General features: G+C 35.9%; 23 protein-coding genes. 14 read left to right on the top strand and 9 right to left on the bottom strand.

Annotated elements, in window-relative coordinates; all coding sequences use genetic code 11:
* Window positions 1–53 precede the first annotated feature (53 nt).
* From GON26_RS11040 to GON26_RS11020, 5 genes are all read left to right on the top strand, one after another.
* Window positions 54–734, top strand: coding sequence for a response regulator transcription factor (locus GON26_RS11040; RefSeq protein WP_042567096.1), 681 nt, complete (start codon window positions 54–56; stop codon window positions 732–734).
* Window positions 724–1,989 carry a sensor histidine kinase gene (locus GON26_RS11035; protein ID WP_160374874.1) on the top strand — a complete coding sequence of 422 codons (1,266 nt, stop codon included), beginning with the start codon at window positions 724–726 and terminating at the stop codon, window positions 1,987–1,989. The genes GON26_RS11040 and GON26_RS11035 overlap by 11 nt, the downstream gene beginning before the upstream one ends.
* A 63-nt stretch (window positions 1,990–2,052) precedes the next feature.
* Window positions 2,053–4,464 (top strand): TonB-dependent receptor domain-containing protein, encoded by a 2,412-nt coding sequence (locus GON26_RS11030; protein ID WP_160374873.1) that lies wholly within the window; start codon window positions 2,053–2,055, stop codon window positions 4,462–4,464.
* Between the two features lie 75 nt (window positions 4,465–4,539).
* Window positions 4,540–6,498, top strand: coding sequence for an LTA synthase family protein (locus GON26_RS11025; RefSeq protein ID WP_160374872.1), 1,959 nt, complete (start codon window positions 4,540–4,542; stop codon window positions 6,496–6,498).
* Window positions 6,498–7,379 (top strand): diacylglycerol/lipid kinase family protein, encoded by an 882-nt coding sequence (locus GON26_RS11020; protein WP_160374871.1) that lies wholly within the window; start codon window positions 6,498–6,500, stop codon window positions 7,377–7,379. The genes GON26_RS11025 and GON26_RS11020 overlap by 1 nt, the downstream gene beginning before the upstream one ends.
* A 78-nt stretch (window positions 7,380–7,457) precedes the next feature.
* On the opposite strand, the gene GON26_RS11015 is transcribed toward GON26_RS11020, so the two are convergent.
* From GON26_RS11015 to dnaK, 6 genes are all read right to left on the bottom strand, one after another.
* A complete protein-coding gene (locus GON26_RS11015; protein ID WP_160374870.1) occupies window positions 7,458–8,216 on the bottom strand; it encodes a phosphatase PAP2 family protein in 759 nt (252 codons plus the stop codon).
* Between the two features lie 538 nt (window positions 8,217–8,754).
* Window positions 8,755–9,096, bottom strand: coding sequence for a helix-turn-helix domain-containing protein (locus GON26_RS11010; protein WP_160374869.1), 342 nt, complete (start codon window positions 9,094–9,096; stop codon window positions 8,755–8,757).
* Window positions 9,097–9,203: 107 nt separating this feature from the next.
* On the bottom strand, window positions 9,204–9,953 hold the full coding sequence (locus GON26_RS11005) for a hypothetical protein (protein WP_160374868.1): 750 nt from the start codon (window positions 9,951–9,953) through the stop codon (window positions 9,204–9,206).
* Window positions 9,954–9,958: 5 nt separating this feature from the next.
* Window positions 9,959–11,209: a site-specific integrase gene (locus GON26_RS11000; protein WP_160374867.1), complete on the bottom strand. Its 1,251-nt coding sequence runs from the start codon at window positions 11,207–11,209 to the stop codon at window positions 9,959–9,961.
* Window positions 11,206–11,760 carry a helix-turn-helix domain-containing protein gene (locus tag GON26_RS10995; RefSeq protein WP_160374866.1) on the bottom strand — a complete coding sequence of 185 codons (555 nt, stop codon included), beginning with the start codon at window positions 11,758–11,760 and terminating at the stop codon, window positions 11,206–11,208. The genes GON26_RS11000 and GON26_RS10995 overlap by 4 nt, the downstream gene beginning before the upstream one ends.
* 204 nt (window positions 11,761–11,964) lie before the next feature.
* On the bottom strand, window positions 11,965–13,845 hold the full coding sequence (gene dnaK / locus GON26_RS10990; protein ID WP_160374865.1) for a molecular chaperone DnaK: 1,881 nt from the start codon (window positions 13,843–13,845) through the stop codon (window positions 11,965–11,967).
* Between the two features lie 720 nt (window positions 13,846–14,565).
* On the opposite strand from dnaK, the gene GON26_RS10985 reads away from it, so the two are divergent.
* Window positions 14,566–15,828: a Na+/H+ antiporter gene (locus tag GON26_RS10985; RefSeq protein WP_160374864.1), complete on the top strand. Its 1,263-nt coding sequence runs from the start codon at window positions 14,566–14,568 to the stop codon at window positions 15,826–15,828.
* 435 nt (window positions 15,829–16,263) lie between these two features.
* Entirely contained in the window at window positions 16,264–16,701 is a 438-nt protein-coding gene (locus GON26_RS10980; RefSeq protein ID WP_160374863.1) for an acyl-CoA thioesterase, read from the top strand.
* Between the two features lie 50 nt (window positions 16,702–16,751).
* Here the strand turns inward: GON26_RS10980 and GON26_RS10975 are convergent, their stop codons facing one another.
* Window positions 16,752–17,444 carry a hypothetical protein gene (locus GON26_RS10975; RefSeq protein ID WP_160374862.1) on the bottom strand — a complete coding sequence of 231 codons (693 nt, stop codon included), beginning with the start codon at window positions 17,442–17,444 and terminating at the stop codon, window positions 16,752–16,754.
* Between the two features lie 304 nt (window positions 17,445–17,748).
* On the opposite strand from GON26_RS10975, the gene GON26_RS10970 reads away from it, so the two are divergent.
* The 7 genes from GON26_RS10970 (at window position 17,749) to GON26_RS10940 (ending at window position 24,427) form a co-directional block, all read left to right on the top strand.
* Window positions 17,749–18,744 carry an alpha/beta fold hydrolase gene (locus tag GON26_RS10970; protein WP_160374861.1) on the top strand — a complete coding sequence of 332 codons (996 nt, stop codon included), beginning with the start codon at window positions 17,749–17,751 and terminating at the stop codon, window positions 18,742–18,744.
* 21 nt (window positions 18,745–18,765) lie between these two features.
* Window positions 18,766–19,155, top strand: a complete 390-nt coding sequence (locus tag GON26_RS10965; RefSeq protein ID WP_160374860.1) for a DUF1398 domain-containing protein — start codon at window positions 18,766–18,768, stop codon at window positions 19,153–19,155.
* 126 nt (window positions 19,156–19,281) lie between these two features.
* Window positions 19,282–20,118 carry a ThuA domain-containing protein gene (locus GON26_RS10960; protein WP_160374859.1) on the top strand — a complete coding sequence of 279 codons (837 nt, stop codon included), beginning with the start codon at window positions 19,282–19,284 and terminating at the stop codon, window positions 20,116–20,118.
* A gap of 13 nt (window positions 20,119–20,131) precedes the next feature.
* A complete protein-coding gene (locus GON26_RS10955) occupies window positions 20,132–20,983 on the top strand; it encodes a sulfurtransferase (protein ID WP_160374858.1) in 852 nt (283 codons plus the stop codon).
* 229 nt (window positions 20,984–21,212) lie between these two features.
* Window positions 21,213–22,454 (top strand): ATP-binding cassette domain-containing protein, encoded by a 1,242-nt coding sequence (locus GON26_RS10950; RefSeq protein WP_160374857.1) that lies wholly within the window; start codon window positions 21,213–21,215, stop codon window positions 22,452–22,454.
* Between the two features lie 10 nt (window positions 22,455–22,464).
* Window positions 22,465–23,088 carry a hypothetical protein gene (locus GON26_RS10945; RefSeq protein ID WP_160374856.1) on the top strand — a complete coding sequence of 208 codons (624 nt, stop codon included), beginning with the start codon at window positions 22,465–22,467 and terminating at the stop codon, window positions 23,086–23,088.
* Between the two features lie 160 nt (window positions 23,089–23,248).
* Complete coding sequence (locus GON26_RS10940; RefSeq protein ID WP_160374855.1) at window positions 23,249–24,427, top strand: cation:proton antiporter; 1,179 nt, start codon at window positions 23,249–23,251, stop codon at window positions 24,425–24,427.
* A gap of 71 nt (window positions 24,428–24,498) precedes the next feature.
* Here the strand turns inward: GON26_RS10940 and GON26_RS10935 are convergent, their stop codons facing one another.
* Together GON26_RS10935 and GON26_RS10930 are read right to left on the bottom strand one after the other, a co-directional pair.
* A complete protein-coding gene (locus GON26_RS10935) occupies window positions 24,499–25,542 on the bottom strand; it encodes an RluA family pseudouridine synthase (protein ID WP_160374854.1) in 1,044 nt (347 codons plus the stop codon).
* Window positions 25,535–26,155 carry a PASTA domain-containing protein gene (locus tag GON26_RS10930; RefSeq protein WP_160374853.1) on the bottom strand — a complete coding sequence of 207 codons (621 nt, stop codon included), beginning with the start codon at window positions 26,153–26,155 and terminating at the stop codon, window positions 25,535–25,537. The genes GON26_RS10935 and GON26_RS10930 overlap by 8 nt, the downstream gene beginning before the upstream one ends.
* Between the last annotated feature and the right edge of the window lie 114 nt (window positions 26,156–26,269).

Genomic DNA, 26,269 nt, shown 5'->3' with positions numbered 1-26,269 from the left:
ATTAAGAACCCTTTTATTCAGTTTTTCTTCAGAATTCATTTGTAAATTGCAGCATGAAAATTCTTATTATTGAAGATGAGCGCGAAATTGCGCAAAGCATCAAAGACTACTTTAAAACAAACGGCATTCAATGCGAAACCGCCGAAAACTATAATTTGGCACTCACCAAAATAGACAGTTATGATTACGACTGTATCTTATTGGATCTTATGCTGCCAGATGGTGATGGTTTTGATATTTTAAAAGAGTTAAAAGCTAAAAATAAAACCGAAGGCGTAATTATTATCTCAGCAAAAGAAAACCTTGAAACGCGTTTGGAGGGATTTAATCTGGGCGCTGACGATTATTTGACTAAACCTTTTCATCTGGCTGAATTATTGGTTCGCATGCAGGCGCTTATACGTCGTAAAAATTTTAAAGGAAGCAATAGTGTTGTCTTTAATGAAATTGCGGTCGATATTTTCTCCAAAACAGTAGCTGTAAATGATATAAAACTGGATCTTACCAAAAAAGAATTAGATTTACTGCTCTTTTTAATTGGCAACGAAAATAAAGTATTATCAAAATCTGCCATTGCAGAACATCTTTCCGGTGATATGGCAGATATGCTGGACAATCATGATTTTATATATGCCCATATCAAAAATCTTAAAAAGAAACTAACTCAGGCCGGCAGCGGAGATTATATAAAAACGGTGTACGGCTTAGGATACAAATGGGAAAATGAGCAATAAAAAACTACTTCTTAAAACAACCAACAGTTTTCTTATTTATGCTGTTGTTATACTTTTAATAGCAGCGCCGGTATTTTATTATACCTGCCAATGGCTCTACATTTATGAAACAGATGAAGTACTGCTTTTTCATAAAGGGGCTTTTGTAAATGAGAGCCATAGCAATTATAAAGCTGCTGACATTGCGGCATGGAACAAATACAATCACAATGTTACTATTGTGCCCGATATGGGCGTAACCAAAGATTCCATCGTTGGTGAGATGATTTTTGAAGCCATAGCCAATGAAAAAGAGCCATTTCGCATACTGTATGCCCCGGTCGAAATAAACGGAAAAAAATATACCTACATAGAAAAGCGTAATCTTGTTGAAATGGAGGGAATGGTGATCAGCGTTGCTTTCATGTTTCTTTTTATCATCATTATTCTGCTGACAGGGATTATCTGGATATCCAAAAAATCAGCTGCACAAATCTGGAAGCCTTTTTATAATACACTGAGCCAGATTGAGGAGTTTGAAATTGACAAAAACAATTCGCCTGAATTTATTGCAACAGATATCGACGAATTTGATAGGCTTAACAAAAGTTTGGAACGGTTAATCGAAAAAAACACTGTTATTTATAAAAGTCAAAGAGAATTTGTAGAAAATGCAGCTCATGAACTTCAGACCCCATTGGCTTTATTTCAGACTAAAATTGATACGCTGCAGCAATTGGACTTAACCCGCGAACAATCGGAGTTGGTGGGATCTCTCAATAAAGATGTTTCAAGATTGAACAGACTCAATAAAAACCTTTTATTACTTTCTAAAATTGATAACGAAAGTTATCTGGATCGCGATACTATTGTTCTCAACGACTATATCGATAAACACCTCGACTTTTTTATGGAACAGGCACAATCCAAGAGTATAAAAATCAATACCCATTTTATAAATATCATTACAACAAAAGGAAATACGGCACTTACAGAAGTGCTGCTTAATAATTTATTTCTGAATGCCATTCGCCACAATATAAAAAATGGCGTAATTGATATTATCATAGAAAATAATTCTCTTAAATTTGTCAATACCGGCCAAGAAACTCCGCTGGGAGCACAGAGCATCTTTAACCGTTTTTCAAAAGTAAATCCGTCATCGCAGGGAAATGGGCTGGGACTGGCAATTATCAAAAAAATCTGTGAAATTAACGATTGGGATATCCGTTATTCTTTTACTGAAAATCTGCATATTTTTGAGGTGATTTTCTAAAAATTCAAACTTCCTACAGAATCACTTATGAGCTTTGTACTATTCTTTTTTTAAATAGTACAAATGAAATCAAAAACACTACTGCTCTTCTCTTTTCTGCTGCTAGCCGTAATGCAATTATCTGCCCAGAAAAAAACAGTAATCCTTTCGGGAATTATTACCGATAGTAAATCCAAAGTTGCAATACCTTACGCCAATGTTGTTTTAAAATCTTCCAAAGATTCTAAAATTTTCTTCGGAACCGTTAGTGGCGAAGATGGACGCTTTACTATAACAGGAGTAAATTCAGGAAATTTTACCCTGGAGGTAACTTCAATTGGTTTTAAAACAAAATCACAATCCGTATTTGTTGGAAGCCTTTCTGATTATCTGGATCTTGGAGCTATCGAAATGGAAGAAGACATCAATACTTTATCTGAGGTCATTGTGAGTTCAGACACGAAAAAAAATCCTGTAACAATGGATAAAAAAGTGTTTGCAGTCGCTGATAATATTACCCAAAGCGGAGGCTCTGTTCTGCAGTCCATGCAGAGCCTCCCTGGGGTTACGGTACAGAATGGAAAAGTGCAGTTAAGGGGAAATGATAAAGTAACCATTTTAATTGATGGCAAACAAACCGCGCTCACAGGATTTGGAAACCAGTCTGGGCTGGATAATATTCCGGCTTCTGCCATCGAAAAAATTGAAATTATCAATAATCCATCTTCTAAATATGATGCAAACGGAAATGCCGGAATCATTAATATCATTTATAAAAAAAATAAGCAGGATGGCCTGAATGGTAAAATAGGAATCAGTTCGGGTTATGGCGCGTTGTGGGAGCGCAAGGCAAATCTTCCCACTATCAGGGATCAATATCACATGACCCCTAAAATCAATCCGAGCCTGTCTTTAAATTACAGAAAAAACAAAATAAACACCTATTTACAAGCCGATTATCTTTACACTGAAACCCTAAACAAAAATGAGTTTGTAACCAGAACTTATGATGACGGAACTATAATTAACCAACAAACCAAGCGAAATCGGGACACGCATTTTACCACCATTAAAACCGGAATCGACTGGAATTATAACGACAAAAATACTTTTTCATTTTCCGGATTATTTGGAAGCGAAAAAATCATCGATCATGGTGATGAGCCTTTTTTTAATGCCGATTATTCTGAGCGTTTGCGTCTCTGGCAATTTTTAGAAGATGAACTAAAAACAACCGTGATGGCAAGCGCTTCTTACCAGCATAAATTCAGACAGGCAGGACGAAAATTAAACGCGGGAATTAATTACACGTATCATCAGGAAGATGAAAAGTATTTCTTTGATAATATCCTGCCGGCATCCACCGGAAAAGATGCTTTTAAGTTACTTTCAGATGAAAAAGTAATCGATCTGAATTTGGATTATGTCCAGCCTTTAAAATACGGTCGTTTTGAAACGGGTCTGAAATTTAGAAATCGGGAAATCCCAACTAATATGCAGTTTTTTCCGGGCGAAAACTCCCCTATCGATGCCAATGCCGGAGGATGGGCCATCTATAAAGAAATCATACCTGCTGTTTATGGGAGCTATATTTATGAAACAGAAAGAATTGAAGCGGAGCTCGGACTGCGTTATGAATATGTACAGCTAAAGTATGAGGTCAATCCTGACCACCCTACCTATAAAAGTGACGGTTACAATTATACAGAACCTTTTCCGAGTGTTAAGCTTGCTTACAAAATAGATGATAAAAATAAATTTACCGCTTTTTACAACCGCCGCGTTGACAGGCCTAATGAAGTCGATATTCGTATTTTTCCAAAATACGATGATGCTGAAATTATTAAAGTAGGAAATCCTGCCCTTCGTCCGCAGTACACAAGTGCTTTTGAAGTGGGGTATAAAACCGATTTTAAGAAGGGCTATTTTTTAGGTTCACTTTATTACCGGGTTGTAAACGGTACAATTACCCGAATTGCAACAACAGTTCCCGGCAGTCCTATCATTTATAATGTGTTTCAGAATGCCATGGAAAGTTCTTCTTTTGGCGTTGAACTTGTCTTTGCAAAAGAAATTACGTCTTGGTATTCTTTTAATCTGAATGGAAATTTATATAAAAATACCATAGACGCTTTTAAGGTTACTAATTTATATCCAGTTGCGTCAACTTATAGCGGAAGTCTTCAGGAAATTACTTCGGGTAATGTAAAATGGAATAATACTTTTCAATTTAACAAAACACTTTCCGGACAGGTTTCTATGGTTTATCTGGCACCGGACATTATTCCACAGGGAAAAATTGACTCTCGCTTTTCTACTGATCTTGGTGTAAAAAAAATGGTGCAGAAAGGTAAAGGCGAAGTATTTTTAAATGCCACCGACATCTTCAATACGCTGGTCATCAAAAAAGAAATTCAAGGTGAGGGTTTCCGCTACACCAGCAAGGATTATTATGAGACACAAGTAGTTCGCTTTGGCTACAGTTATAAATTCTAATTTCCCAATAAAAACCAAAATTCAAAATAAATTCAGAATTGGGTTATAAAATTTGCCTTTTAATAGTATAAATATATGAATAAATTATCTTCAAAATACGGCCGGTATTCGCTGTTGTTTCATTTCATTCTTTGGTTTTTAATCCTTTCACTGTTGCTGAGAATTGCTTTTTTTATATGGCAATATGACGAAGTTTCGTGGAATTTAATTTCCATTTTAAGAACATTCCTGACAGGTTTGTTTTTTGATTTTGGCACTGTTGTTTTCATTTCACTCTGCAGCATATTTTATTATAGCCTAATGCCCAATAAATGGATTGGCTCTATTTTAGATAAAGTCCTTGTTTATTTTTTTACCTCATTAACGGTATTTATTCTTGTCTTTACTTTTTTTGCCGAATTGACATTTTGGGACGAATTTAAAACCAGATTTAATTTTATAGCCGTTGATTATCTTATCTATACACATGAAGTTGTAGCCAATATCAAACAGTCTTATCCGCTTCCTTTGCTAATTGGCGGCGTTTTATTGTTAAGTGCCGCATTTTTGTTTCTTTTTCATCAACGAAAAGCCTTTACAACGACTTTTACTTCAAAAGCAACTTTAAAAACCAGACTTTCGGTTTTGTCTTCAGCTATAATTGTCGCTCTGTTTTTTAGCTTCTTTATTACCAATAATCAGGCGGAATGGTCTTCCAACCGCTATAATTCTGAAATTTCAAAATCAGGAATTTATTCCTTTTTTGCTGCTTTTAGGAATAACCAGATGAAATATGTGGACTTCTATACTTCAATCGATAATGACAAAGCTTTTGGTATTATAAGAAAAAAACTGGCAGCTGATAATGCGGTTTATGCCAAAAATGATTATTCTATTCACAGAAAAATAACAGACAGTATAGCTTCTCCTAAAAATAAAAATGTTGTCTTTATTTTGGTCGAAAGCCTTAGCGGAAGTTTCCTTAAAGAATTTGGAAACAAAGAAAATATAACTCCCTTTCTGGACAGTCTTGCCCAAAAAAGCATCTTTTTTGAAGATTTATATGCCACCGGAACCAGAACCGTAAGAGGTATGGAAGCCGTTACTTTATGTATTCCGCCAACGCCGGGGCAAAGTATTGTGAAAAGACCTCATAATCAAAATCTTTATACGGTTTCTAATGTTTTTAAATCCAGAAATTACGATTGTAATTTTTTCTATGGCGGAGACGGTTACTTTGATAATATGAACGCCTATTTTGGAGGCAACGGATTTACTATTTACGATCGCGGACGCGGAAGTGTTTTGAGCGACGAAATCAAAACCGTGCGTCATAATATTAATGATAATGAAGTAACTTTTGAGAATGCATGGGGAATTTGTGATCAGGACATTTTCAATAAAATGCTAAAAGTGGCCGATTCGCAATCCAAAGCCGGAAAGCCATTTTTCAATTTTGTAATGACAACATCCAATCACAGGCCTTTTACTTATCCCTCGGGAAAGATTGATATCCCATCGGGAACAAGCCGCGAGGGAGCTGTAAAATACACCGATTTTGCCTTGAAAGAACTATTCAAAAAAGCCAAAACAAAGCCCTGGTTCAAGAATACTGTCTTTGTAATCATTGCAGACCATTGCGCCAGCAGCGCCGGAAAGGACGAAATAGATGTTGCCAATTACCATATTCCAGCCTTCATTGTGAATTTACCTGAAAATCAGAATCAAAAAATAGCCAAACAGTGTTCGCAAATCGACCTATGGCCTACTCTTTTTTCTTTGTTTCAATGGAACTATGAATCTGATTTTTTCGGGAAAAATGTTTTGGATGCCAATTTTGAACAAAGGGCATTAATGGGAACGTATCGCAAACTGGTTTTGATGAAAAAAGATAAAGTAATGATTTTATCAGACCAGAAAAAGCAGGCCTTTTACTCATGGAACAAAAAAGATAATAGTCTTAAAGCTCTTACTATCGACGAGTCATTTTTAGAAGAAACAATTTCGTGGTACCAGACTGCCGATTTTCTTTTTACAAATAAACTTTTAAAATAATGATTTACATTCATTTTATAATCAATCCTATATCCGGGAGTGGACAACACAACCTATCTACTTCCTATCTTTTGAATCAATTTTCTAAAGACGAATATAAAATTCAAGTTGATTATACCAACCAAAAAAAGCATGCTATAGCACTCACAAAAGCTGCCATTTTACAAAATCCCGATTATATAATTGCTTGCGGTGGAGACGGAACCATCAATGAAGTAGCTTCATGCCTTGTGGGAACTTCAATAAAATTAGGAATTGTTCCCGTAGGTTCAGGTAACGGACTCGCCTCTAACCTAAATATTCCGAGAAATTTTGACAAAGCGATTGCTATTATAAAAAAAGGAAATTCAACAGTTATAGATGTTGGGCAACTCAATCACAAATACTTTTTCAGCAATATGGGTATCGGTATTGATGCCATGATTATAAAAAAATATGAGAGAGCAGGAAAAAGAACACTTCCCGCTTATATCAAGGCTGCATTATCTTCAAGCTTAGAATTTAAATCACAAAAAACTATTGTGCATTTTAACGATCAGATTATGGAAACAGATCCTTTGATGTTATTCATATCTAACTCAAACGAAATGGGTTATAATATGAGCCTAACCCCAAAAGCAAGTCTTCACGACGGATTACTCGATATGATTATTATACCGAAATTGTCCTTTTTTGAAAAAATTATGCTGGGTTATCATGTTCTTCGAAACTCCATCGAAAAATTTGAAAAGGCAAAACACTTTTTAGTAAAAGATATTCAAATCGAAATGCCTTCCAAAATCTTCATTGATGCCCAGATTGACGGAGAACAGTATAATTTAAAAACAAATAAAATAAAAGTAAGCTTACTTCCGAAGGCTTTACAGGTTCTGGTAGATTAATAAATAAAAATAATTCCATAGAGAGATTTTATTTTATCTCTATGGAATTTTATTTTGAACTTCAAATACTCTTCTGATTTAAAATTGCCTTACGAAACCGCATCCCAATTCTTTTCCGTTATAAAAAGGCATAATCATCGATGTGGTTTTATTTTCTTTTGAGGACTTAAAGACCTTATTCTGCAGGTAAGGATAAATCCAATACGCAGCTTTTGTACTTAATATTCCTATACCTGCGCCGGCAACTACATCTGTCAGCCAGTGCCTGTCATTATACATTCTAAAAAGTCCCGTTCCTGTTGCCACCGCATATCCTGCAATTCCGTACCAAATTGATTGGTCTTTATATTCCTGATACATAAATTCAGCTCCCGCAAAAGCAGTAGCTGTATGTCCAGAAGGAAATGAGTTATTGGAAGATCCGTCTGGTCTTTCCACTTTAGTGATGTTTTTCAAAGCAAATACCGAAGCGCTCATCATTAAATAAGAACTGGCCAAAATAATAGATCGGTCTTTTAGATTATTTTTCCCTTTTACACCAAAAGCATTAAGTGCATAAACAGAAGCTGCAGGTGCCCACTGCGAGAAATCATCAATAGAAACTTTATGATCTATATCCTCATTTACTTCTTCCTTAATTTCTGCATTATAACTCTTGAGCTGATCACTTTCCAAACCAATAAAACCATAACCTAAAAGAACCCCTGGGATGATTAATTGTTTGTAGCTAAACTTTAGATTCCGTATTGTATCTTGTACAGCGATTGTATCACTTAATGTGTTTTGTGCACAAATCGAAGTCACACCAAAAAGGAATAAAAGGAAGGTTTTTGACATTTTAAAAAAGATTAAAAATTAATAATTACGCTTTTTGAATAAAATAGACGTTTTCCTCATAGAAAACAGATTAAATTAAGACAATAAGTTCTCTACCTTAAAGATTGATTATAAGGCAAAGTTCAAGATGAAATCTGAAGAAATTCTGCATGGAGAGAGAAAGCGCATTTTTTAACAAAAATTTAATCAAGTATCCAAAATCGTCACGATACTTTTATATAATCAAATTCTTTTTTAAAGATCTCTAGAATGAGGAGATAATAACGTTATGCTTTAACTCCCTTAAATTATTTGAGAAAAGATAACTAAAAGGTTTTTTTTCTTTCTCTCAAAAACTATCTTTGCAAAGTCCAGATTTATCCTAATTAAAATTAGAGACCTAATTAGAGACCTCTTAATTTTAATAACATTCAAAAGCTTGATTACAAGCAACTTACAACCATGAATTACCTGTCTGTAGATAAGATAGCGCTTTGTATTAAATGCTTTTTGATAATCTAATGGAATGATATAATTATTTTTGCTGGCTGTTATCGCTCTATTTTTTTCGATTATGATTATAATTCAATACGTCTGATTCGATTTCCTGTATTGTTTTCTTTTTCCCTTTAGAAATCCATTCTAAAAGCTCTTCTTCAAAAAAATACAGCTTTTTACCATACTTATAGCACGGAATTTTTCTTTGCCTTACAAGAGCGTAAATTGTAGGCTTTGCTTTTCCAATTAACCGGCTTACTTCTTCAATACCAATAGGAATACTTTTTTCTTTAGATTCATATACCTGTACATTTTGAATCAGAAGTTTAATCTCGGCAATTTCTTTCACTAAGTGTGCTACTGCTTTAGGCAGGTTGTCAAAAGAGATTTCGTTTATGTCCATTGCTATCGTTTTTAATAGTTATGGTGCAAATGAAAAAAGTGTTTTTGCTGTGTCCTTCTTCACAACAAAAACACTTCAAAAACACAGTGCTTTATAACTATTGGCACTTAAAAATCTTTAAAATCTTCTATTATCTTTATAAACCCTTTCTGTTCATCATCTTTTAGATGCGTTTTAATGCTGTTCATTTCAACATCTTTTAAAGCTTCAGCAAAAGTTAATTTTAAAAATTGTGCGGCTTTGTCCTGTCTGCTGACTTTAAAACAATTCCAGATATTCCAGCCAAAATGATACAAATCGAGATTTGACAAATCTTTTACTTTCACCGGTTTAATCTTTTCAAAATTTATGTCTTCAGCATATATTATTAAATTCTTACTCAATTGTTTCAAACCATCATCCGAGACGTAAAGCGCGAACTCCTGCTGTGCATAACGGATGGCTCTATCAATCCTGGCCTGTTTTTGATTTCTGGCTGCATTTTGCTGCTGCTCTCTTAACTGCTGAATATCGATGGCTGAATTTTTATTTTCAGAGAATCTGAGCTTAATTAAACCATCCTGAAGCTCCTCTTCTATTTTTATAAAGTCTTCACATGGAATGCGGCTTTCAGGCGATTCATTTTTTTTTGCCTTCAAAAAACGATTCACCAATCTCTCAGCCAAATCGTTTAGAAATAAACTTAGAATTGCAAACATTAAAACTCCAAATCCAGTGCTGATCCAAAAGAAAACGCCGGCCGTATATTCATCCGCACCTTTTTCCAGCAACACCAGTCTTCCGACTATACCGACAAAGACACAGACTAAAAAAACAGACAGGTAAACTGTGATATATTCAAAATATTTAATTTTCATTGCGCTTATTTCTTTAAAGATTCCAATTGTATTGCCTGCGAAGCTCTGTTTTTCTTCTCATCTATTACTTTGGCATAGATTTCAGTAGTTTTTACATTGGTATGCCCCAGCATTTTACTGACCGTATAAATGTCTGTCCCGCTTGATAGCTGCAGTGTTGCAAATGTATGGCGGAAGCAGTGGAAGGTAATATTTTTTTTAATTCCTGCAGATTCAACCCATTTTTTCAGAGGGCGTGAAATCCACGACGGGTCGGGCAGATCCTCAAAGACAAACTGTCCAGGAAGACGCGGTTCTCCGCAGAGATTTAAAGCCTGCTCAGAAACAGGCATGTATTCGACACCCTTTGTCTTTTTCTGCGTGAAATGCAGTTTAGCTATGCCATCTTCCATGCTTATCTCTTTCCAACGTAGCTTCTGAATGTCGGAATGCCTCAGACCTGTAAGCGCTGAGAAAAGCGCCGCTCTTTTAAGGACGTCTTTTTCGCAGGGCGTTTCGGCCAACCCGTTCAATTCTTCAATAGTCAGATATTCACGTCTTGAATCTTCATCGGGAATACCCTTTATTTTTGAAGATAAATCAACGGTTAAATATCCATCGATAAAGGCCTGTTTCAAAGCGGCTTTAAATATCGAAAAATACGTTCCCGCAGTGTTGCGGGAAAGGATTCCTTTTTTGCCTCCTCCGCGCGGAGCTGATAATAAAAAAAGTTTAAAATCTTCCGCCATTCTGCTGTCAATTTGGGAAAACATTAGGTTGCCAGCTGAATAGCTTTTTAAAAATTCTTTGGTGCGCTCCCAAGTGATCTTAATGGATTTTGAACTTTGGGCGTGCCTTTTAGCCGCCACCGCAGCAATGTATTTAATAAAATCCTCTTTTGCTTTTTCTTTCTGTTCAGCCCATAGGTTCTCAGCATCACTGTACAGATCTGTTTTATCGTATTCTTTCTGTCGGATATTACGCACTGCGTCCGCATATAGCATTATCTCACGGTCGCTTTCGCTGCTGCAGATTATTATTCCGTTATCGCTGCGTCTGGGTTTATAGGATTTTATACCCTCTGCATCTGTGCGGGCAGTTCTTTTCTTGTCCCACTCCACTGTTGTTACGGATCTGTTTAAATATTCACGGATTCTCTGGGGCGCTTTCTTTCCGGAAACCTGGACAGGATAGCTTTCTATGTAAACATACCATTCCTTTCGGTCTTCTGCCTTTCGAAGACGCACAGTCACCTTGGTTTTTGCTAATTGCTTCATATAAAATCATTTCCGTTATACAAATTATCAATTTCCCTTTTGGGGGCATATACATGCTTTCCGATCTGTCTGGTTGGGATTGAATATTTCCTGATATGGCTGTAGACAGAACCTTCTGATATCTGAAATCTCTGAGCTATTTCACCGATGGAATAGCAGTCTTCTTTTTCAAGGCTGTATAATTTTTTCTTCGGTATACTCTCAGCCTGCGGCAGGCTGCGCTCAGGGCCGAACATCCCTTCCATGACGCTGCGGTCTATCCTTACAAGGCGGGTTCCAAGATTAACTGACGGAACGTTTCCCTGGCCGACAAGCCTATAGAGGGTTCTTTTGGCAATGCCAAAAAGCATGCCAGCCTCAGAGACGGAAAGAAATGCCCTGTCCTGCGGTATTTTCTCTATCATCGCTTTGATTTCTACTTCATTTTTAAGCTGCTTTATCTTCTGCTTGTATGCTTTTTTACTGCATTTTTGTGAGCAGTAGACAGAAGTTACGGTCTTGGGCAGAAACACTTCCCCACAGACCAGACATTGTTTATTTATTCTTTTCATCGCCTTTATCCCCAATTTAAGTGCCATAAGTATACATAAGTGCCATATTATCGCCTTTTAAGTGCCGGTACAAATATGGTACAAATATATGGCAAAAAATGATTAAAAAACAGCAGAAACAAAAAAGAATAAAAAAGAAAAACCGCTGTAAACATTTCGTTTACAGCGGTTTAACACTCATTATTAACTGATGTTAATCAGTAATTATTTGACTTCTTCGAATTCAACGTCTTCAACATTGTCTCCTTGCGCTTGCTCTTGTTGTGGGGCAGCTTGACCAGCTTCTCCTTGAGCATACATAGCTTCTGTAGCTGTTTTCCAAGCTGCATTGATGTTATCAAGAGCAGTTTGAATAGCTGGAACGTCTTGAGATTGGTGAGCCATTCTCAATTCAGTTAAAGCGTACTCAACAGCCACTTTATGATCATCAGCTAATTTACTTCCTAACTCTTTCAATTGAGACTCAGTTTGGAAGATCATGCTGTCAGCTTCGTTTAATTTCTCAGCTCTTTCTTTAGCAATTTTATCTGCACCAGCGTTAGCTTCTGCATCTTTTTTCATTTTTTCGATTTCTTCAGCTGTTAATCCAGAAGAAGCTTCGATACGGATATCATGAGATTTTCCTGTTCCTTTATCAGTAGCAGAAACTTTGATGATACCATTAGCATCAATATCAAAAGTAACCTCGATTTGAGGAACTCCTCTTGGTGCTGGTGGAATACCGTCTAAGTTAAAACGACCAATAGTTTTGTTATCAGCAGCCATTGCTCTAGCTCCTTGAAGAACGTGTAATTCTACAGTTGGTTGAGAATCAGCAGCAGTTGAGAAAACTTGTGATTTTTTAGTTGGGATAGTTGTGTTAGACTCGATTAATACAGTCATTACACCACCCATAGTTTCGATACCTAAAGATAAAGGAGTAACGTCAAGTAACAATACATCTTTTACATCTCCAGATAAAACTCCACCTTGAATAGCAGCTCCAATAGCAACAACCTCATCAGGATTAACTCCTTTAGACGCTTTTTTACCAAAGAATTTCTCCACTTCGTCAGCAATTCTTGGCATTCTTGTAGAACCTCCAACAAGGATAACTTCGTCAATATCAGATGTAGATAAACCTGCATCTTTCAATGCTTTAGCAACTGGCTCCATAGAACGTTTTACTAAAGAATCAGATAATTGCTCAAATTTAGCTCTAGATAATTTTTTCACTAAGTGTTTTGGTCCAGAAGCAGTAGCCGTAACGTATGGCAAGTTGATTTCAGTTTCAGCAGAAGATGATAATTCAATCTTAGCTTTCTCTGCAGCTTCTTTCAAACGTTGCAATGACATTGGATCTAAACGTAAATCAATACCTTCTTCAGATTTGAATTCGTCAGCTAACCAGTCAATAATAACCTGGTCAAAATCATCTCCACCTAAGTGAGTATCACCATTTGTAGATAATACTTCGAAAACACCGTCTCCTAATTCAAGAACAGAGATATCAAAAGTACCTCCACCTAAATCGTAAACAGCAATTTTTTGATCAGTTCCTTTTTTGTCTAATCCATAAGCTAAAGCTGCTGCTGTAGGCTCATTGATGATACGCATCACTTTAAGACCAGCAATTTCTCCAGCTTCTTTCGTAGCCTGACGTTGTGCATCGTTAAAGTAAGCAGGAACAGTAATAACTGCTTCAGTTACCGTTTGACCTAAATAGTCTTCAGCAGTTTTTTTCATTTTTTGAAGTGTCATAGCAGACAATTCCTGAGCAGTATATAAACGACCATCAATATCAACACGTGGTGTATTGTTGTCTCCTTTTACTACTGAATAAGGTACTCTTTTTGCCTCTTCCTGAGTTTCAGCAAAAGAATGTCCCATAAAACGTTTGATAGAAGCAATAGTCTTTGTTGGATTAGTTACTGCTTGTCTTTTTGCAGGATCACCTACTTTAATTTCTCCACCTTCTACAAAAGCGATGATAGATGGCGTTGTTCTTTTTCCTTCTGCGTTAGGAATAACAACTGCTTCATTACCTTCCATTACAGAAACACAAGAGTTTGTCGTACCTAAGTCAATTCCGATTATTTTACCCATTTTTTATATAATTTATTTTGATATACTAATTTTATAACTCAAGGTGGCATAAGTCAATCTTTGTGCCAATATAAAAAACCAATATAAATTGTCAGTTTTCATGTCTGCGTGCCAAAAACTAGCTGACAACATGACATTTTACCAAACTGACATTCGTGTCATATCAGTACTTTAAGTGTCATTATCAGGAGCTATTTCCTGCTGTCCTTCCAGATCTTTTGTGCCGAACCCCGGCACAAAAGGATCTTCCCTCCCATCAGGGCTAGGGCATCCGTTTTCATCAGAAAGTTTCTTTTCAACCTTTAGTATGTTTACACAAAATTTAGGTTATGTCCCTAAAAGGTGAAATTTCACGTCCGGAACGTGAAATTTCACGTCGGCGATGTGAAACTTTACGTCAACAACCTAAACGTTCACGTCCGGAACGTGAAATTTCACGTCAGCGATGTGAAACTTCACGTCGGCGATGTGAAATTTCACGTCAACAACCTAAACGTTTACGTCCCGGACGTGAAATTTGACGTCAGCGATGTGAAATTTGACGTCAGCGATGTGAAATTTCACGTCAGCGATGTGAAATTTCACGTCCGGGACGTAAACCAGGACGTTTCAGCCTGATATTTTTCATAAATTGCTCCCTGAGTTTATCTTAAATAAACGATTACCTTTCAAATAAATCCCGAATTCTTTACATTAGCCTATTGCTAAATAAACATCTTAATGGAAAACTACAGCATTATCATCTTTATCCTTTTCGTTGTCATAGCGCTTTCTGCTTTTGCTGACAAAATAAAATTACCTTACCCTATACTTTTAATTATTGTGGGCATCATGATCGGATTTATTCCATCAGTACCAGAAATCGAAATTAATCCTGAAATCATCTTTCTGATTTTTCTTCCTCCCTTATTGTATGATGCTTCGTTTAACATTTCACCCAAACATTTCAAAATCAATCTTAGCACCATTAGTACATTAGCTATCCCTTTGGTTTTCCTTACCACTTTCTGGATTGCCGTTGTGGCGCATTATATGATTCCGGATATGACATGGCCTTTGGCTTTTGTGCTGGGCGCCATACTCTCTGCTACAGATGCCGTTGCCGCCGTAAGCATCACTAAAGGACTCGGAATATCACATAAAACCATCACCATACTCGAAGGCGAAAGCCTGATTAATGATGCCTCGGCCCTGGTTGCTTATCGTTTTGCCGTGGCTACTGCAATGGGTTCGGCTTTTATCATCTGGAAAGCTTCTTTACAGTTTGTATTCTTATTAGGTGGCGGTTTTATAATTGGGTTTATTATGGGAAAAATTCTAGCCTTTATTCTTGCCAGAGTCCATCAAAACCCCATTACAACTATTAGCTTCATGATTTTAATGCCTTTTGTGACCTATCTGGTAGCAGAACATCTGCATGTTTCAGGTGTGATTGCTGTCGTAGTTTTAGGATTGACAATTGCCCGTTTTAGCAATAAAATTTTTCCCGAAAGCTTAAAAAATCAAACCCGAAACCTTTGGGATATCCTGATTTTTCTCTTAAACGGTTTGATCTTCATCCTAATCGGACTTAATTTTCCGTACATTCTCAAAAATATAGACAGCAGCGCTATACTTCCTTATATTGGTTACGCAGCCATAATAACTCTCGTAGCATTATTGGTCCGAATGGTAAGGATATTTCTTCAAAAAATAAGTCTTCAAAAAGGATTTTTAAAAAATAACAAAAAGAAGCGAAAAATTAGCGAACATGCCCTACTCGATTCGAAAAACAGCTTTATCATCAGTTGGTCCGGAATGCGCGGAATCGTTTCGCTTGCCGTTGCCATAGGTTTGCCTAAATTACTTCCGGACGGAACTCCTTTTCCGGAACGAAACGAAATCATATTCATTTCGGTTGCCGTAGTACTCCTGACACTTCTTGGTCAGGGACTTACTTTGCCGTGGATTGTGAAGAAACTGAATATTAAAAATGAGGAGTAGTTATTAAAACTTATTATTTCTTTTTGAAAAAAACGCAATCTTGTCATTCCGTAGGAATCTCAAGCATCGACTGAAATTCGAATTATAGTATAACTTCACTAGGATTCCTACGGAATGACAAGTTTACGCAGTATTTTTGCGGTTTTTAATCGCACAGTTTGTCATTCCGTAGGAATCTCAAGCATAGACTGAAATTCGCTTTATAGTATAACTTCACTAGGATCCCTACGGAATGACAAGTTTGCGCAGTGTTTTTGCGGTTTTTAATCGCACAGTTTGTCATTCCGTAGGAATCTCTCATATGCAAAGATTCAGCGATACTGAGATTCCTACGGAACAAACTTTAAGCACAAAGCACTAAACTTTCTACAAAACCGTTTCATTTTTATTCGTAATTTCGAATCCTCAAATTATTTACAAAATACAATACAAAAAATGGTTTCATTTATTAAAGAAATATCTTTTCGCTGGTCTGATTTAGATCCAAATTTTCACGTTCGTCATAGTGCTTATTACGATTTTGGTGCACAACACCGTATCGAAATTCTGGAGCAATTAGGCTTAACATTAAGAGTCATGCAAACGCAGGGTTTTGGACCTGTTTTGTTTAGAGAAGAATGTGTTTTTAGAAAAGAATTAAAACTGTCAGATAAGATTTTTATTCATACCAAAACATCCAAAATGAAAGCCGATGCTTCACGCTGGTCCATCGTGCACGAATTTCGCAGAGAAGATGATACACTTTGTGCCACTATTACGGTTGATGGCGCCTGGATGGATACAAAACTTAGAAAATTAGCTTCTCCAACACCTGAAATTGCTATCGAAGCGTTGAGCATTTTCCCTAAAAGTGATGATTTCGTAGGACTATAAAAAGAAATAGAAAATCCAAAAAGTACAGTTTTACTTTTTGGATTTTTATTTTACTGGAACTTCAATCCAAAATTGATTCTTTCAAAAGTCGTACTGGACGAAATAGCAAATCTTCCTAAATTAATCGTAGCAAAAATACCTTCTGTTCCGTGTCCGGAATAAAACGCACCGGCCGAAAACCGATCAATTTGATATTTAAAAGCAATATCATTTACACGACTGCTTAACTGTCCGAAAACGATAAATCGGGGAAAAATTTCGTAGCTCCCAAAAACCTTCGGAACTAATTTTTTATAATAATCAAAACTTTCATCGGTTTCATAATCAATACTGCTCGAATGCAGGTTGTTTAAACTGGCACCCAAATACGTATTTGTTTTAAAATGATAAGAAACACTAAAACCCGTAAAAGTTCCATCATAACCACTGCGGGATTCCAGATAACCGATAGCAATTGTGGCCCTGAAATTTTCGCATATTTTACCGATGTAACCAATATAAGTTCGGTCGATTTCGGACTTGTCGATACCGGCACCTAAAATCATTTCTTCATCACACATTTCTACTGCATATTGAAAATACGAAGAATACTGATCCTTATTGGCAGCAACAACACTCCGACCTGTATCAAGATCGATATTGGGAGATATTAAGGTTGAGTTGATAACGGCGAAGTCAAATGTATTAACTTCCTGGGCAAATGTGGGGACTGTGAGCAGGAGTACAAGTATTGTTTTCTTCATACATACTATTATTAGCTTACAAACATTCTAAGACTAATTTACAGACTATAATTCTATTCAAAGAAGAAGTCCTTTTAACAGTAACATTAGTCGTTAAAATACATTATTTCCCTAGCAAGCAGCCTGATTTGCCTAAAAAACAATATACATTTTTAGAAATCAATACATTACAAAATGTTCCAAAATGAATTTTACAGCCATCAAAAATTCTATTTTATTTTTCTGATAACTTTAAGAGTTATTTTTTTGTCCTTAAAATGGTTAAGTCTAATTTTATAGTTAATGAAAAAAATCTTTTATAGATATGAAAAAATTAAAAGTCTTATTCCTGCTGCTTCCCTTTATTTGTTTCTCTCAACAAGAGAAAATCAAAGCCTTAGATATCAATTTACACAATTATGAATATCCGTTTCCTGTGAAGTTTTTAGAATTGCAAATTCAAAACCAAACACTCAAAATGGCGTATATGGATATTAAACCAGCTAATTATAACAACAAAAATGTAGTATTGTTTCACGGCAAAAACTTCAATGGCGCTTACTGGGAAACGACTATTAAAGCCCTTACCAAAGAAGGATTCCGTGTAATCGTTCCGGACCAGATAGGCTTTGGAAAATCATCTAAACCAGACCATTTTCAATATACTTTTCAGCAATTGGCCGAGAACACCAAAAATCTATTAGACCTTTTGGGTGTTCAAAAAGCGACTATTTTAGGGCATTCTATGGGCGGCATGCTGGCTACACGCTTCTCTTTGATGTATCCGCAAACTACTGAAAAACTGGTACTCGAAAACCCAATTGGTTTAGAAGACTGGAAATTGGTTGTTCCTTACCAGAATATCATCTGGTGGTACGAAAGCGAACTGAAACAAAATTATGAAGCCATCAAAAAATACCAAATGGCGAATTATTATGACGGAAAATGGAATGCCGATTATCAAAAATGGGCTGAACTAGGCGCTGGCTGGACAACAGCTCCCGATTATAAAAAAGTAGCATGGAACTCGGCATTGCTATATGATATGATTTTTACACAGCCTGTTTTATATGAATTTAAAAACATCAAAAGCCCTACTCTTTTAATCATTGGAACACGCGACAAAACTGCTTTAGGAAAACCTTTGGTAAGCGAAGAAATACGAAAAACAATGGGTAATTATGCAGAATTAGGCAAAACGGCTCAAAAGGCAATTCCGAATGCAAAATTAGTCGAAATTCCCAACACAGGACATTTGCCACATATCGAAACTTTTGATGCGTTTATAAAGCCATTAATTGTATTTTTGAAAGAAAATTAATAAACTTTAAAATAAAAAAATATGTTTACGATAGAACAAGTAAAAGAGGCTCATGCCAAAGTAAAATCGGGTGCAGATTTTCCAAATTATATACAGGATCTTATTATTCTGGGGGTTAAGGGTTATGACACTTACGTGAATGACGGACATGTCGAATACTATGGCGTGAATAACTACACCGTAACTTCGGAGGAAAAATATTCCGAGATTAAAGTGGAAGATCACACCAATAAAGAACGTTTTATAGAATTTCTGGTAGCGCATCAGGATGGACAAACTGATTATATCACTTTTTGTAATCATTCCGGTCAATGCGGAATTGCAAAATGGCGTGTTGATATTATCGAAATGACCTGCACTTATTTTAATAAAGCCGGAGATGAAATTTTAATCGAAAAAATTCCCGGTTAATATAATTATGCCTTTGGGGTTCTATTTTTAGCCATAAATTTCACTAAATTGCAGGACTAACAGATTAGTAGCAATTGAGTGAGATTGGTGGCTAATTTTTTTAAGCATTGTTTAAAATCCTGCGCTATGCCTTTCCAAAAAAAAATCAAATCTATTTTAAAAAATCTACTTTCTTTTATTCTTATATTGATTTGTACTGCAGCTTTAAGTCAAAAAAATAAATTTAAGGTTATTGCTTTTTATACTGCCAAAAACGATCAGGCACATATTAGCTTTGTACAGGAAGCCAATAAATGGTTTCCAAAAATTGCTCAGGAAAATCATTTCGTTTACGATTCTACCAGCAACTGGGACAATCTGAATGCAAAATTCCTTTCGCAATATCAGGTAGTTTTATTTTTAGACACCAGACCTGAAACCGTTTCTCAGCGGGAAGCTTTTGAACAATATATGAAAAATGGCGGAGCCTGGATGGGGTTTCACTTTTCAGCATTTGCCTTAAATGATTCTGATTACCCACAAAATTGGGACTGGTACCACAATGAGTTTTTAGGATCCGGAGAATATGGCAGCAATACCTGGAGACCAACTTCGGCTATTCTGAGAGTTGAGAATCCGCATCCGATTACCAAAAATATTCCAAAAACATTCACCTCTTCTCCTAACGAATGGTATAGATGGAGCAATGATTTGCAAAAAAATCCGGATATCGAAATTTTACTCGCCATTGATCCTGCCAGTTTTCCGCTGGGAACCGGGCCAAAGCCAAACGAAATTTGGCATAGCGGCTACTATCCTGTGTTTTGGACCAATAAAAAATATAAAATGTTGTATTGTAATATGGGACACAATGATATTGACTATGAAAACAACACCAACGAAACCCTGTCTTATACTTTTAAAAATAAAATACAAAGTCAGCTCATAATTAATGGACTGCTTTGGTTAGGAAATAAAAAATAATACCGCTTATATCATGTCACAATCTATTTCTCCCATTATAAACCCTGAGGAACTAAAAGCGCTCTCAGGTACAGATATCCTTTTAATAGACGCCAGAGCCGGTATTAACGCTCAGGAAAATTACCAAAACGAACACTTGAAAAACGCACGTTTTGTCGATTTGAATCGTGATTTGGCAACCATTACAACAGATCCTGCAAACGGAGGAAGGCATCCCTTACCTTCTTTAGAAAAATTTTCGGAAGTACTTTCAAAACTTGGGATTTCGCCTAAAAGCCATGTTATCGTTTATGATGATAAAAATGGTTCTAATGCTGCTGCCCGTTTTTGGTGGATGCTGAAAGCTGCTGGTCACGAAAAAATTCAGGTTTTAAATGGCGGTTTACAGGCTGCAATAAAAATTGGTTTTCCTATAAGTTCCGAAATCGAAACTTTTGAACCTGCCGAAAAGTATCCCATTCAGGAATGGAAATTACTGCTGGCGGATATCGACGAGGTTGAAATCGCGCGAAATAACGACCAAAATATGGTGATTGATGTAAGAGATAAAAATCGTTTTGATGGGCTTACAGAACCTTTAGACTTGATTGCCGGACATATTCCGGGAGCTGTAAATGTTCCGTTTAATGAAAATCTAAACGATGAAGGTTTTTATCATTCTTCTGAAACATTAAAACAAAAATATAGCGAAATCATTGGTGATAAAAGTCCAGAAAACATCATTGTACATTGTGGTTCAGGGGTTACCGCCTGCCACACTTTACTGGCGATGGACTACGCCGGAATCGAAATTCCTAAATTGTATGTAGGCTCCTGGAGCGAATGGTCCCGCAACGATCGCGAATTGGCAACAAAAAATATTTAAAGCTTATTGCACACAGATACAACGAATCAAACGGATTTACACTAAAAAATAAATCAGTGACCATCCGTTGCATCAGTACAATCAGTGGTATATCATTACAAATAAAAGCTATGGCACACAGACAAAACGAATGAAACAGATTTTCACAGATATTTTTAAATAAAATCTGTGACCATCCGTTTTATCAGTACAATCAGAGGTCTATCACTTAAAAAATAAAATTACAAAAATGCAACATTGGGATATTTTACTCTCGAATCAGGTCAATAAAAAAGCGTTTATAGATACTTTGCTGAACAGCGAAGCTAAAGGCGAATTAGCCGTTTTTAATACTCTAAAAGGTATTTTATTCTCCGATATTTCGATAGAAAAATTTATCGAAAAAGAATACCAATACGACTCTGTCGAAGCTTCACCGGAGTCACACAGGCAATTGCGTACCTTTTCTTCAGGCGAAAGAAAAAAAGAGTTTCTAAAATACTGCATCAATCAAAATCCTGATTTTATCATTTTTGATAATCCGTTTGACCATTTAGATCAGGCATCACGAGTAGATTTAGCAAATTCTTTACAAAAATTAACCGATACTGTTGCAGTGATTCAACTCGTAAATCGCGTGTCTGATGTACTCGAATTTGTTCCGAATAAAGCCCAAATAAAAGACAACACTTTCGAATTACATCCCATTTCAAAAACCGAAAGTCATTTTAAAACCTTAAATACGACGAATATCCCAAAGGCTCTGGAAGTGCATTCCTTTCACGAAAGTGAACTGATAAAAATGGATGGAGTTTCGGTAAGTTATGACGAAAGGAAAATCGTGGACAATATTTCCTGGACAATCAAACAAGGCGAATTCTGGCAATTGATTGGGCCAAATGGCTCTGGAAAAAGTACTATTTTGTCCTTAATCACAGGTGATAATCCAAAAGGTTTTGGACAAAATTTGTTTTTATTTGGAAGAAAAAAAGGAAGCGGCGAAAGCGTTTGGGACATCAAAAAGCAAATCGGAATTTTCACGACTTCCATGACCGATTTATTTCAGAAAAGCCATACTCTCGAACAAATGATTCTTTCCGGTTTCTTTGATTCTATTGGGTTGTATATCGAACCAACCACTTTACAAAAACAAATCGTTACCGAATGGCTTGAGGTAATCGAAATGAGTCATCTGGCCAAAAAACGTTTTATAGATCTTTCTATCGGCCAGCAAAGAGTGGCATTAATCGTTCGTGCGGTTCTAAAGCACCCGCCATTATTGATTCTCGACGAGCCTGTAGAAGGTTTGGATGACGAAAATGTAGATTTGGTCATTCAGCTCATCAATACCATCAAGCAGGAAACCAATGTGACTATCTTGTATGTTTCCCACAGAATAGAAGCTGGTCTCGCTCCTACCTCGGTTTTTGAGCTTCTACCAGGCGAATCTGGGTCTGTCGGAAAAATAAAATATCATTCGGAAAGGGATTAAAAAATAAAAAATGAAACTTAAAAATATTATATTCTTAGCAGGATTTCTTACGCTTCTTTCTTGTTCTAATTTAATTGTAACATCGAATAAAACATATCAATTAGAAAAGGTTTCTAAACTACAATCGCATTGGGATTTTGAACCTGAAAAATGGTTTTTAGAAAAAGATACCTTAACAGGAAAAGGCGGTCCGCTGCGTTGGAGCATAATCGAATCTAAAAAATTACTACCCAAAAATTATGAAATCACTTTAAAAGCAAACATGACAAAGGAATCTCTATTTGAGATCATGTTAAACCTAAATCAAGAAAAATACATCCGAACCTATTTGTATCAAATTGATCAGAATATCGTGATTGGCAAAGGCGTTTACAAAAAAGGAGGTCATGAATATGAAAACTACGGAGGCCCGAGTTTATTTACTAAATCAATGAAATTAGAAAAGAATAAATGGTATTTTATAAAAATAAAAATGCTTCATAATCAATTGTTTTTTTCTGTCGATAACGAAACGGTTTTAACGTGTTATATTGACAAAAACAATTTGAACGAAGAAGGCAAATTAGGATTTATAACAAACGGCGAAGTAAAAATAACCAACTTAACTATCCGAAACATCACAGAAAAACGCTAATAATTAGTTCTTAAAACAAATTTACAGAGACGAAAATCAAGCAAGAGACAAATTTCATAATCTCTAAAGACAATTTCTTATAAAACCTCTGTTTTAAACTTTAAAAAAGGTATATTACAACTGTTTATAGGCCTACAATCTAATTCTTAATTTTTTTCAAATGTCCATTATAATTACGTTTTGCGTTTTACTATTAGTCGCGTATTTATTTGATCTAACTTCATCTAAAACCAAAATCCCATCCGTATTACTCTTATTACTTTTGGGAGCAATTGTACATAGAATAACCGACTTTTTAGAAATAGATCTTCCTGATTTCACTAATGTGCTCCCTATTTTCGGAACCATCGGATTGATTCTTATTGTTCTGGAAGGTTCACTAGAACTTGAGATTAATAAATCTAAAATTGGCCTGATCAAAAAATCATCATTAGGTGCTTTAATACCACTATTAATTACTGCTTTTATAATTTCTTTTCTGTTTCAGTATTACGGAGGTTATAGTTTTAAAGCCAGTTTAATAAATGCGATTCCGTTTTGTATCATCAGTAGTGCAATTGCAATTCCCAGCGTACGGAATTTAAGCGAACGAAAACGTGAATTTGTAACTTACGAGAGCAGTCTTTCGGATATTTTTGGGGTTATCTTTTTTAACTTCATTCTCTACAATTCCGACTTTCAGATGCTAACTTTTGGGCATTTTATCATGCAAATCGTTATCATGATTCTGATTTCTTTTTTATCGACACTTTTACTTTCTTTTTTACTCAATAAAATTGATCACCATATCAAGTTTGTGCCTATTATTTTATTGGTCATATTGATTTACGAAATATCAAAAATGTTTCATTTACCAGCTTTATTTTTTATTCTGATATTTGGACTCTCCATCAACAATTTTGATGAATTAAAAGGCTATAAATGGGCGGAACGCTTTCGTACCGATTCATTAACAAAAGAAGTCGAAAAATTTAAAGAATTAAATACAGAAGTCGCTTTTGTAGTGCGTTCGTTGTTTTTTCTATTATTTGGATATTTGATAGAAACCTCAGAAATCCTGAATCCTGATACTTTGGTTTGGGCCGTAGCCATTGTGGTACTAATCTATATTATAAGAGCTTTACAATTATATTTTTCAAAACTTCCCTTACTGCCGTTGCTTTTTGTGGCACCAAGAGGATTAATTACCATTTTATTATTTCTTACTATAACCTCAGAATTCAATATTGACCTGGTAAACAAATCATTGATTATTCAGGTAATTTTAATTTCGAGTTTAATGATGATGCTGGGATTAATAGCACATTCCAAAAAAGAAAAACCACCCTTAGAATCATAAAAAAAAGCTCCAATGGAGCTTTTTTTATATTAAAACATTATCTAATTTATCTAAATTGACAAATTATCTAATTAATTCTCTTCTTCTTCAATATTATGTGTTTTTCCGTAATTGCGCCATTTCTCGATACAATCCTGAAAATCCTGTGGCAATTCGGTATCAAAACGCATCATTTCTTTAGTGTTTGGATGCACAAAACCAAGTGTTTTAGCATGCAAAGCCTGACGTGGCAACGCTTTAAAACAGTTCTCGATAAATTGTTTGTATTTCGTAAACGTAGTTCCTTTCAGAATCAAATGCCCTCCATAACGTTCGTCATTAAACAGCGGATGACCAATGTGTTTCATGTGCGCACGAATCTGGTGTGTACGCCCTGTTTCTAATCTACACGAAATCAGAGTTACATAGCCAAAACGTTCCAAAACTTTATAATGCGTAATCGCTGGTTTCCCAATTTCAGGATCAGCAAAAACCGCCATTTGCATACGGTCTTTCAGGTGTCTGGCAAGATTTCCTTCGATAGTTCCTTCATCTTCAGCAACATTTCCCCAAACAAGGGCAATATACTCACGCTCAGATGTCTTCGCTTCAAATTGTTTGGCAAGATGCGTCATCGCTGCTTCGGTTTTGGCAACGACTAAAAGTCCGGACGTATCCTTATCAATTCTATGAACCAAACCTGGGCGTTCACTGCTGTTCATTGGCAAATTATCAAAATGATGTGCCAAAGCATTTACCAAAGTTCCCGTATAATTTCCGTGACCAGGATGCACGACCATTCCAGGCTCTTTGTTAATCAACAAAAGTGCGTCATCTTCATATACAATATTCAACGGAAGATCTTCCGGCAAAATATGGTTTTCAAACGGCGGATGCGATAACATCACGGTAATCAAGTCTAAAGGTTTTACTTTATAATTCGATTTCACCGGAATATCATTTACCAAAATACTGCCTTCCGAAGCTGCGTTCTGAATTTTATTTCGGGTCGCATTCGGAATCATATTCATCAAATACTTATCAATACGCAAAAGCGCCTGACCTTTAGGAACGTCAAATCTAAAATGTTCGAATAATTCGTCTTCCAGATCTAAATTTTCAATAGTATTATTCATTTTCTGGGGTTTCAGTTGTAGGCACCGCTGCACTATCTACAGGTTCGCCTTCATCTTCATAAGTTGCTTTTCCGTCTCCTAAAACCAAATCAATTTTCGAAGCTTTCAGCACACGATCGCCTGCTTTTAAGTTTCTGCCTTTATAACGCATCTCCAAAACCATATCTTTTCCTAAATTCGGAATATACGTAATCTTCCCCTCTTCAAGCCCAAGAGCTTTCAAAGTCGGAACCGCCTCACGATAGGTTTTCTCTATCAAATCAGGAATTCTAACAGAGGAGAATCCTGATGAGTTAATTTTAATATATATTTTTCTTCCCACTTTCACCTTCGTTCCTGGCGACGGATCCTGCTCTACAACAGAGTATTTCGGAAATTCACTTTTATAATCAACACTATCCAAAAGCACATAATCTAAGTCCAATTCGTCCAGTTTTTCCTCAACCTGCTCTTCAGTCAGTTTAGATAAATTCGGAACCGCAATTTCATTTCCGTGATCAGTCGTAAAAGTCAGCCAATGCATAAACAAATAACCCAAAACCACAATAATAGCAGCCGCAATCAATACTTGCACTAGAAAAACCCGACTTGTTAAATAGTTACGTAAACTCATAAATTTATTTTTATTTGTGGCAAAGATAAAGCTATTTCGTTTCAAAAAAAATGATAATTTTGTTTAATACAAGAAAGCCATTAATACACGTTATTATAAGGAGCTTTTTCCCGC

The organism is Flavobacterium hydrocarbonoxydans (assembly GCF_009789235.1).
In the GTDB taxonomy this organism is placed as follows: Bacteria; Bacteroidota; Bacteroidia; order Flavobacteriales; family Flavobacteriaceae; genus Flavobacterium; species Flavobacterium hydrocarbonoxydans.
Note: the sequence above shows the minus strand (reverse complement) of the source record. Positions and strands in the feature narration are given on the sequence as shown.

What these genes read in the sequence shown, in the direction of transcription:
- GON26_RS11040 (WP_042567096.1), top strand. Translation starts at nt 54, where the DNA reads ATGAAAATTCTTATTATTGAAGATGAGCGCGAAATTGCGCAAAGCATC.
- GON26_RS11035 (WP_160374874.1), top strand. Translation starts at nt 724, where the DNA reads ATGAGCAATAAAAAACTACTTCTTAAAACAACCAACAGTTTTCTTATT.
- GON26_RS11030 (WP_160374873.1), top strand. Translation starts at nt 2,053, where the DNA reads ATGAAATCAAAAACACTACTGCTCTTCTCTTTTCTGCTGCTAGCCGTA.
- GON26_RS11025 (WP_160374872.1), top strand. Translation starts at nt 4,540, where the DNA reads ATGAATAAATTATCTTCAAAATACGGCCGGTATTCGCTGTTGTTTCAT.
- GON26_RS11020 (WP_160374871.1), top strand. Translation starts at nt 6,498, where the DNA reads ATGATTTACATTCATTTTATAATCAATCCTATATCCGGGAGTGGACAA.
- GON26_RS11015 (WP_160374870.1), bottom strand. Translation starts at nt 8,216, where the DNA reads ATGTCAAAAACCTTCCTTTTATTCCTTTTTGGTGTGACTTCGATTTGT.
- GON26_RS11010 (WP_160374869.1), bottom strand. Translation starts at nt 9,096, where the DNA reads ATGGACATAAACGAAATCTCTTTTGACAACCTGCCTAAAGCAGTAGCA.
- GON26_RS11005 (WP_160374868.1), bottom strand. Translation starts at nt 9,953, where the DNA reads ATGAAAATTAAATATTTTGAATATATCACAGTTTACCTGTCTGTTTTT.
- GON26_RS11000 (WP_160374867.1), bottom strand. Translation starts at nt 11,209, where the DNA reads ATGAAGCAATTAGCAAAAACCAAGGTGACTGTGCGTCTTCGAAAGGCA.
- GON26_RS10995 (WP_160374866.1), bottom strand. Translation starts at nt 11,760, where the DNA reads ATGAAAAGAATAAATAAACAATGTCTGGTCTGTGGGGAAGTGTTTCTG.
- dnaK (WP_160374865.1), bottom strand. Translation starts at nt 13,845, where the DNA reads ATGGGTAAAATAATCGGAATTGACTTAGGTACGACAAACTCTTGTGTT.
- GON26_RS10985 (WP_160374864.1), top strand. Translation starts at nt 14,566, where the DNA reads ATGGAAAACTACAGCATTATCATCTTTATCCTTTTCGTTGTCATAGCG.
- GON26_RS10980 (WP_160374863.1), top strand. Translation starts at nt 16,264, where the DNA reads ATGGTTTCATTTATTAAAGAAATATCTTTTCGCTGGTCTGATTTAGAT.
- GON26_RS10975 (WP_160374862.1), bottom strand. Translation starts at nt 17,444, where the DNA reads ATGAAGAAAACAATACTTGTACTCCTGCTCACAGTCCCCACATTTGCC.
- GON26_RS10970 (WP_160374861.1), top strand. Translation starts at nt 17,749, where the DNA reads ATGAAAAAATTAAAAGTCTTATTCCTGCTGCTTCCCTTTATTTGTTTC.
- GON26_RS10965 (WP_160374860.1), top strand. Translation starts at nt 18,766, where the DNA reads ATGTTTACGATAGAACAAGTAAAAGAGGCTCATGCCAAAGTAAAATCG.
- GON26_RS10960 (WP_160374859.1), top strand. Translation starts at nt 19,282, where the DNA reads ATGCCTTTCCAAAAAAAAATCAAATCTATTTTAAAAAATCTACTTTCT.
- GON26_RS10955 (WP_160374858.1), top strand. Translation starts at nt 20,132, where the DNA reads ATGTCACAATCTATTTCTCCCATTATAAACCCTGAGGAACTAAAAGCG.
- GON26_RS10950 (WP_160374857.1), top strand. Translation starts at nt 21,213, where the DNA reads ATGCAACATTGGGATATTTTACTCTCGAATCAGGTCAATAAAAAAGCG.
- GON26_RS10945 (WP_160374856.1), top strand. Translation starts at nt 22,465, where the DNA reads ATGAAACTTAAAAATATTATATTCTTAGCAGGATTTCTTACGCTTCTT.
- GON26_RS10940 (WP_160374855.1), top strand. Translation starts at nt 23,249, where the DNA reads ATGTCCATTATAATTACGTTTTGCGTTTTACTATTAGTCGCGTATTTA.
- GON26_RS10935 (WP_160374854.1), bottom strand. Translation starts at nt 25,542, where the DNA reads ATGAATAATACTATTGAAAATTTAGATCTGGAAGACGAATTATTCGAA.
- GON26_RS10930 (WP_160374853.1), bottom strand. Translation starts at nt 26,155, where the DNA reads ATGAGTTTACGTAACTATTTAACAAGTCGGGTTTTTCTAGTGCAAGTA.